Raw genomic sequence first — 7,912 nt, 5'->3', positions numbered from 1 at the left:
ACGACCACACCGCAACCCTCACTGCGCACATACCCGTCAGCGCCGGCGTCGAAGGTCTTGCACCGTCCGTCCGGGGCGAGCATGCCCCACCGCGAGCAGGCGATGCTGTTCTCGGGGCTCAACATCAGGTTGACGCCGGCGGCCAGTGCGGTGTCGCTCTCCCGGCGGCGCAGACTCTGGCACGCCAGATGCACCGACACCAACGACGACGAACACGCCGTGTCCACCACCACCGCCGGACCCCGCACCCCGAGGAAGTACGACAACCGACCCGCCGCGAAATTCGCCGCATTGCCGAACGGCACGTAGGGGTCGATCTCCTCGTGGCTCAGTTTGTTCGCGAACAGCAGTGAGTAGTCGTTCGTGGTGAGGCCGATGTAGACCGAGGTCGAAGTGCCGCGCAGGGTCGTCGCGGGAATCCCGGCGTGCTCCAGCGCTTCCCAGGTGACCTCCATGAGCAGGCGCTGTTGGGGGTCCATGGCAGCGGCTTCACGCGGAGAGATCCCGAAGAACTCGGCGTCGAACTGGTCGGGCTCCCACCCGGTCAGGAAGCCGCCCTCGCGGGTGCAGATCTTGCCGGGTACCGCGTTGTCGGCGCTGTAGAACTCGTCGGCGTCCCACCGCTGCGACGGCACCCGCACGATCCCGGAGCGGCCGTCCTGCAGCAGATTCCAGAAACCGTCCGGGTCGGTGACTCCACCGGGCAACCGGCATCCGAGACCCACCACGGCGATCGGTTCGGTCTCCCCCTGTTCGGCGACCGCCAGCCGGGCCGACAGATCGTCGATCTTGCGCAACGCCTCAGTGATGATCGCACGGCGATCCGACGACACAGCAGTCATGGAGTCAGCTCAATCTTTCCGAGAGTTGTTGCAGGAGTTCGTCATCGCTGAACTCGTCGTAATCGTCGACCTCGTCGGAGCCGGCGACCTCGATGAGTTCGGGCAGGACGGTGGCGAGGTACTCGGTCAGACCGTCGACGGTGGGATAGTCGAAGATCACCGACGCGGGCAGCGTTTCGCCCAGGCTCTCCCCCAGTTCGCGTTTGAGCGTGACGCTCATCAGCGAATCCATGCCGCACTGGAAGAACCCGGCGGACGGATCGACGAGTTGCGGGCTGGTCAGGCCCATCGACGAGGCGACCAGGGCGCGCACGTGATCGCGGAGCAGCGCTTCGCGGTCGTCGTCGGCGCTCTCGCGCAGCCGCCGCCGGAACTCGGTCTCCGCCACGGTCGACGTCGTACCGGCCTCCGCGTCGCCGTCGTCGATCAGGTCGTCGACGATCCGCAGTGCCGCCTTCGTGCGGTAGGCGGCGGCCAGTCGCGGCCAGTCCGCCGCGACCACCGTCGAGCGGGCCGGTGCACCCGGGGCGGTGACCGCCCACAGCGCCTGGATCGCCACCTCGTCGGCCATCGGCTCGAGGCCGGACTCCATCGTGATCTGACGTTCGTGCTCGCTGTAGTTGTCGGCCAACGACTTCCACAGCCCCCAGTTCACGGCGGTGGCCGGCAGACCGGCCGCTCGCCGCGCGAAGGCGAAGGTGTCGAGGAACGTCGTGGTCGCGGTGTAGTGGGCCAGCCAACGCGAGCCCAGCACACCGGAGATCGACGAGAACAGCACGAACTGCTGGATGTCGGTGGTCGCCGACAGCGTGTGCAGCACCGACACCGCATCGAGTTTCGGCGCGAACATCGCGGTGACGTCGTCGTCGGTCATGTCGGCCAAGGTGACCGGGCCGCCACCGAACGCCGCGAGGTAGATCCCGGCCAGCGGCGGCAGATCGGCGCCGAAGCGGTCGAACACCGTCCGCATCAAATCTTCGTCGGCGGCGTCGGCGGCCACGGTGACCAGCGTCGTACCGCGGGCTGCGAGGGTTTCGGTCAGCGCGACGAGCCGGTCACCGGGGTTGCGCGACACGGCGACCACGGTGGTGGCGCCCATATCGGCCAATTGCCGGATGAGGTGCGGTCCGATGTTGCCGGTCGCGCCGACCACCAGGTGGCTGCCTGTCGGATCGAGTCCCGCGCCCGCGGGTCGCGGTGCGGCGGTGCGGCGCAAGCGGGCCACGCGGCGCTCCCCCGCCCGGTACACCACCTGGTCCTCGCCGTCGGCGCTGCCTGCCTCGGTGACCAGGTACCGCGCGGCGACCCGGTCGGGAACCAGCTCGTCGAGGTCGATTGCGGCACCCCAGATCTCCGGATGCTCGAGCGCCAGGGTGCGGCCGAGACCCCACAGCACGGCATGCGCCGGGTTGGCGCGGTCGCCGACGGACACGGGTTGGGCGTTGCGGGTCAGGAAGTACAGCCGGCCCGGGTCGGGCACGGCCGTCAGCACCACCGTGAGGCGGCGTGCGACGTCGAACAGCCGGCGGCCCGCTGCGGCGTCGAACGCCGCGGGGACCGCGGGTGCGTAGACCACGTGATCGGCACCTGCGACCGCGAATTCGAGTCGGTTGTCCACGGTCGTCTCGTCGATGACGCTCACCCGCGCGTCCGCGCCGAGTTCGTGGTCGAGTCGGGCGGCGAGCGCCGGGTCACCGACCACCAACCACGTTCCGGTCACCGGCTGCGCATCTGCGGCCGGCCGCACCGGCCAGGTCAGTTCGCAGTTCCACTCGGCGGGCACGACTCCACCGGCGGTGGCATCCGAATCCTGTTGCGCGGCAGACGCCGTGGCGGTGCGCCGGGGCGCGGTCGGATCCATCCAGAACCGGGTGTGCTGCCACGGCGTGGCGGGCAGCACCGGATGCGGCTCCGCGGGGTGCGTCGTGACCGGCGGATGCGTGGTGTGGGTGGTGTTGAGATTGGTGTGGAAGGTGACGGTGTCGTCGGTGTCGCGCGCCAATGTGCCGACCGCGTGGTGGTGTGCATCGCCGAGGGTTTCGGTGACGGCGTTGGTCAGCATCGGATGGGCGCTGATCTCCACGAACGTGGCGTGCTCGTCGGCGGCGGTGCGGAAGGCCTGGCTCAACCGCACCGGACGCCGGACGTTGGCCACCCAGTAGTCGGAGTCCAGCAGCGGGGCGGTGCTCTCCTCGACCGTGGAGATGAATGGGATCGACGTGGTGTTCGGCGTGAGATCGGCGAGCGCCGAACGAAGTTCGTCGAGGATCGGGTCCATCAGCGCGGTGTGGGACGCGACCTCCATGTTCACCCGCCGGGCGAAGCGGTTCTGCTCCTGCACCGCGGCGATCACCGCGTCGACCTGTGCGGGCGGGCCGGCCACCACCGTCTGCCACGGCGACACGTAACCGGCGATCGCGACGCCGGGGTGAGCGGTGAGCAGCGCCTCGGTGGCATCCGAGCTCAGCGTGAGCAGGGCGACGGCGCCCTGACCGGCGAGCCGCGACATCAGCCGCGACCGCACCGCGATGACGCGCAGTCCCTCGGCAGGCGTCAGGGCGCCCGCGACGACGGCGGCGGTGACCTCACCCATCGAGTGCCCGATCACCGCATCCGGAGTCACCCCATAGGAGCGCCACAGCTCGGTCAGCGCCAGTTGCAGGCCCATGATGACCGGCTGAACGCGGGCGTCGCCGGTCACCGTCTCACCGTCGACGAGGACCTTGGCCAGCGAGAACCCGACCTGCTCGACGAACAACGGCTCCAACTCCGCCACCGCCGCGGCGAACGCAGGCTCATCGGCCAGCAGCCGACGGCCCATCCCGGCCCACTGCGAGCCCTGGCCCGAGTACACGAACACCGTCCCCGAACCACACGGACCGTCATGCGGCACGACGACACCGGTCACGGAGCGGCCCGCGGCCAAGGCCCGCAGGCCCGCCACGGCGTCCACGCCGTCACGGGCGCACACCGTCGCGAACGACGGGTGACGTGTGCGGTGGTGGTTGAGCGTGTGCGCGACATCGGCAAGGGCCACACCGGCTCCCGGTCCGGTCATCCACTCCGCCAACGCGGCGGCGCTCGCGGCGATCCGCTCACCCGACTTGCCCGAGACGACGAGCGTGCTCACCGCGGTGGCGGGTGGGGACGCGACGGCGACCGCCTCGGGCGCCTGCTCGAGGACGAGGTGGGCGTTGGTGCCGCCGAAGCCGAACGAGGAGACCCCCGCACGGCGCGGACGGGTGACCGCGGGCCACTCCCGTTCCTCGTCGACCACCCGCAGGCGCAGCTGGTCGAACGGGATGTGCGGGTTGGGTGACTCGTAGCCGACGGTGCCGGGAATCCGGCCGTGCTGCAACGCCATCACGGTCTTGATGAATCCGGCGACACCGGCCGCCGCCTCGAGGTGCCCGAGGTTGGACTTGACCGCACCGACGAGCAACGGCGACGCTGCGGCGCGTCCCCGGCCCAGCACCGAACCCAGCGCCCTCGCCTCGATCGGATCGCCGAGGAAGGTGCCCGTACCGTGCGCCTCGACGTAGTCGACGTCCTGCGGATCCACGCCGGCGTTGGCGCACGCCGCCCGCAGCACGGCCATCTGCGCGGCCGGGTTGGGGGCCATCAGACCGTTGGACCGGCCGTCCTGGTTGATCGCCGAACCGCGGATCACCGCGAGCACGCGGTCGCCGTCCCGCAGGGCGTCGGGCAGCCGTTTGAGCACCACCACGCCGCAGCCCTCACCGCGGACGAAACCGTCGGCGGCGGCGTCGAAGGCGTGGCACCGGCCCGTGGGTGAGAGCGCGCCGGCCTGGTCGAAACCGTGGAAGACCGCGGGCGACAGCAGCAGGTTGACCCCGGCGGCGAGCGCGACGTTCGAATCGCCCGAGCGCAGGCTCTGGCACGCCAGGTGGATCGCCACCAGCGACGACGAACACGCGGTGTCGACGGTAATCGACGGTCCCCGCAGGTCCAGGAAGTACGACAACCGGTTGGCGATGATGCTCAGTGCGCCACCGGTGTTGCTCCACGCGTCCACGCGCGGCAGATCGGTCGACGCGAGGTACCCGTACTCGCTGAAGCAGGCGCCTGCGAAGACGCCGGTCTGCGAGCGGCGCAGTGCGGCCGCCGGAATCCCGGCGTGCTCCAAGGCTTCCCACGCCACTTCGAGCAGCAGCCGCTGCTGCGGGTCCATCTTGACCGCTTCGCGCGCGGAGATGTCGAAGAAGTCCGCGTCGAAGCCGGCGACGTCGTCGAGGAAGGACCCCCAGCGGGTGGTGCCCGCCAGCGCCGACGCCGTCTCCGGGGAGCCGTCGTCGAACGGCTGCCACCGCTCAGCGGGCACTTCGCCGACGGCGCAACGACCGTCGGTGAGGAAGGTCCACAAGGTGTCCGGGTCCGAGATCCCGCCCGGCATCCGGCAGCCCAGCCCGATGACCGCGATCGGTTCGGTGCCGGACACGGTGGGCGTCTTGGCCACCTCGCCGGCCACGGGGTCGGCCGCCGACGGCGGTGTGCTCAGGAAGCCGATGAGCCCGTTGATCGTCGGGTGCTGCCAGAAGTCGACCGGCGAGACGGGCCTGCCGAGCAGTTCGGCCAGTTCACCGGAGAGCACGACGGCGTCGCGCGAGCCCACTCCCAGATCCGCCATCGATGCGTCGAAGTCGATGCTCTCCGGCGAGCACCCGATGTGGGTGGTCAGGTAGTCGACCAGCCAGCTGCGCAGCCCGGCCTCCTCGGGCACTGTGGCGGTCATGCCGACTGGTCCAGACGCTCGAACTCGTCGCGTGTGTAGCGTTCGACGCAGGTCGATCGCCGGATCTTCCCGCTCGTGGTGATCGGGATCGAGCCGGGGGCGACGAACACGATGTCAGCGACGCGCAACCGGTGCGTGGTCGAAATAGCCGCCGTCAGTTGACGTTTCAGGGCGCGCAGTCGTTCGCGCTGCTCATCCTCCGTGCCGCGCTGTTTGACCTCGACGATCGTGACCAGACGTTCGGTCTCCCCGCTGGGCACCGAGATCGCGGCCACCCGGCCACCGGACATCTCCTGGATGGTGGCCTCGATGTCGTCGGGGTAGTGGTTCGACCCGTCGACGATCAGCAGATCCTTGATCCGGCCGATGATGAACAGCTCGTTGTCGGAGATGACCCCGAGGTCCCCGGTCCGCAGCCACGGCCCGGCCGGTGTGCCCGCCGCGGGGTTGACCAGCCGGCCCGAGAAGGCGCGCTCGGTTTCCTTCGGGCGCTGCCAGTAGCCCTTGGCGACGTTGGCGCCGTGCACCCAGATCTCCCCGACCTTGCCCGCCGGGTTCTCGGTGCGGCTCTCCGGATCGACGATGCGCAGCGTGGTGGCCCGGACGGTGCCGTGCCCGAGCAGGTCGGTGCCGCCTGCTGCCTCGCTCTCGCAGGGCATGGCGTGCCCGCTCGACAACTTCTCGTAGTCGAACCGGACCACGTTCGGCGCCTGGCCCTGGTCGGACGTCGCGACGTAGACGGTCGCCTCGGCGAGGCCGTAGGACGGTTTGACGGCCGCCGCGGGCAGGTTGAACCGGCTGAACCGCTCGAGGAAGCGGTTGACGGTCGCGGCGTGCACCCGTTCACTGCCGCTGCAGATCCCCAGCACCCCGCCGAGGTCCAGCCCGGCCATGTCCTCGTCGGTGGTGCGGCGGGCGGCCAATTCGAACGCGAAATTCGGTGCGGCGGTAAAGGCCCCGGGATTCTTCGCCAGTTGCTGCATCCAGCGCGCGGGGCGCTGCAGGAACCCCATCGGGCTCATCACGACCGCAGACCGGCCGCTGACGAGCGGCGCGCACACACCCTTGATCAGACCCATGTCGTGGTAGAAGGGCAGCCACGATACGAACGTCATACCCGGCGGGGTCAGCCCCGAGCAGCCGAAGTAGTCGGTGAAGGCCTGGTCGATGTTCACCACGACGTTGTCGTGGGTCACCACGACCCCGGCCGGCACCCGGGTCGAACCCGAGGTGTACTGCAGGTACGCGATCTTGGACTGTTTGGCCGCGGGCGCATCGAACTGCGCCGGCGCGTCGAGGTCGAGGGCATCCACCTCGACGACCGTCGCCGCCCGCCCGCCTGCGCCCAGTGCGTACCGAGAGACCTCCGCGGAGACCGCCGAAGTGGTCAGGATGACCGCGGGGGCACAGTCGGCGAGCACGCTGGTGATCCGCTCGTCGTGAACCCCGTACTGCGGCACCGACAGTGGTGCGGCGATCAGGCCCGCCTGCAGGGCGCCGAAGAACGCGACGATGTAGTCGAGCCCCTGGGGGGCCAGGACGGCGACCCGGTCACCCGCGGCACCGAACACCGTCAGCTCCTCGGCCAGCACCTGCACCCTGTTGTGCAGTTGGGCCCAGGTGAGCGTCTCGGCGTAACCGGCCGGGTCCACGTCGTAGTCGATGAACGTGTACGCGGCGTCGTCGGGCTGACTCGTCGCACGCTTGTGCAGCAGAGCAGTCAGAGACGATTCGGTCATGGTGCTACTCGTTTCTTCAGTGGCCGTCCGGTTAGAAGTTCATGTGCGCGCGGGATCGCCCACGCTTCGCCCGGCCCCGACCGGCGCCGAGTCCTCGCCCGGGACGCCCGCGGCGTGCCGGAACCAGCGGTCGAAAAGACCGTCATTGTCATCCCCCAGTGCTCCCCACCAACGAAATCCGATCACGTTAACCACCCCCGCGGTTCGTTGATCGCCATACCGTACAACGGCGAATGAAAAATCAAACCTGGAATTCCGGGCCCACAATTGAGCTCGTTTCCTACGCAAATGACTACCGGCCGACGACTGCCGCCGCCGTGGCGTCTACCAGCCAGTTTGACGCCCGTCAAGCAAACCGGGGCTCGACGGGTCCGTCTCAAATCAGCAACGGTCCCGAGGGGGCCGCAGCCGGGTGGCGACCGTCGTGACGAGGCAAGGGGCTGCGGCCACAGCAATACCCGCGCAACCCACGGACCGCTGCCCGGCCACCTCGACGGCGACCACCGCACACCACGCCTCGGCACCGTGACCGCTGGTCAGGCAGGTAAGGGCGCCCCACCCCTGCCGGGGCGGCCGAT

At 69.7% G+C, this 7,912-nt stretch carries 3 protein-coding genes; all 3 read right to left on the bottom strand.

Annotated features, from left to right (window positions below; all coding sequences use genetic code 11):
- On the bottom strand, window positions 1-842 hold an 842-nt coding region (locus tag AU194_RS25600), incomplete at its 3' end, for a beta-ketoacyl synthase N-terminal-like domain-containing protein (RefSeq protein WP_197417743.1).
- Between the two features lie 4 nt (window positions 843-846).
- Window positions 847-5,595 carry an SDR family NAD(P)-dependent oxidoreductase gene (locus tag AU194_RS25595; protein ID WP_059092080.1) on the bottom strand — a complete coding sequence of 1,583 codons (4,749 nt, stop codon included), beginning with the start codon at window positions 5,593-5,595 and terminating at the stop codon, window positions 847-849.
- Window positions 5,592-7,334: an AMP-binding protein gene (locus AU194_RS25590; RefSeq protein WP_059092079.1), complete on the bottom strand. Its 1,743-nt coding sequence runs from the start codon at window positions 7,332-7,334 to the stop codon at window positions 5,592-5,594. The genes AU194_RS25595 and AU194_RS25590 overlap by 4 nt, the downstream gene beginning before the upstream one ends.
- Window positions 7,335-7,912 lie beyond the last annotated feature (578 nt).

This window comes from Mycobacterium sp. GA-2829 (assembly GCF_001499965.1).
Classification (GTDB): Bacteria; Actinomycetota; Actinomycetes; order Mycobacteriales; family Mycobacteriaceae; genus Mycobacterium.
This window is presented reverse-complemented; position numbering and strand designations above follow the sequence as displayed.

Bases quoted from the DNA above. Each gene is read 5' to 3' on its own strand.
- AU194_RS25595 (WP_059092080.1), bottom strand. From the start codon at position 5,595: ATGACCGCCACAGTGCCCGAGGAGGCCGGGCTGCGCAGCTGGCTGGTC.
- AU194_RS25590 (WP_059092079.1), bottom strand. From the start codon at position 7,334: ATGACCGAATCGTCTCTGACTGCTCTGCTGCACAAGCGTGCGACGAGT.